General features: G+C 68.6%; 1 protein-coding gene. It reads left to right on the top strand.

Annotation, left to right across the window (positions count from 1 at the left end; all coding sequences use genetic code 11):
• Positions 1 to 147: 147 nt before the first annotated feature.
• Positions 148 to 627, top strand: a 480-nt coding sequence (locus A5625_RS03105) for a VWA domain-containing protein (RefSeq protein ID WP_156747887.1), incomplete at its 3' end; no start/stop codon positions are given.

Raw genomic sequence — 627 nt, 5'->3', positions numbered from 1 at the left:
GACATCAAGTTCACCCAGCGGCGCGATCTCGACGCCGGCTAATCCTCCGGCCGCGGCCCATGCACCGCCGGAGTTCGAGGAGGCGGCCAGATCGGGAGGTGAGCCGATGGCGGTACCACGCGGATCGCTGTTGGTGAGGCGTGCCGCATGACGCTTCCCGGTATCGGCCCGTTACCGCTCTACGGGTTCCAGCGTCCCGCCCTGTTGTTGTTCGGATTGGTGCCGCTGGCCCTGCTGGGCCTCTACGTCTACGTCGCGGCCCGGCGCCGCCAACGCCTGCACCGGTACACCGAGGCCCCGGTTGCACAGTCGCCGTGGCGGCACCTGCCGATCGCCATATCGCTGCTGTGCCTGGTGTTTTTGACGATCGCGCTGGCCACCCCCACCCACGACATGCGCATCCCGCGCAACCGCGCCGTCATCATGCTGGTGATCGACATGTCGCAGTCCATGCGCGCGACCGACGTCGAACCCAACCGGCTCAAGGCCGCCGAACAGGCCGCCACTCAGTTCGCCGGCCAGCTCACCCCCGGCATCAACCTCGGCCTGGTGGAGTTCGCCGCCAACGCCACGCTGCTGGTTCCGCCGACGACCAACCGCGGCGCGGTGAAGGCGGGCATCGACAGT

This window comes from Mycobacterium sp. 1465703.0 (genome assembly GCF_001672975.1).
Lineage (GTDB): Bacteria > Actinomycetota > Actinomycetes > Mycobacteriales > Mycobacteriaceae > Mycobacterium.
This window is presented reverse-complemented; position numbering and strand designations above follow the sequence as displayed.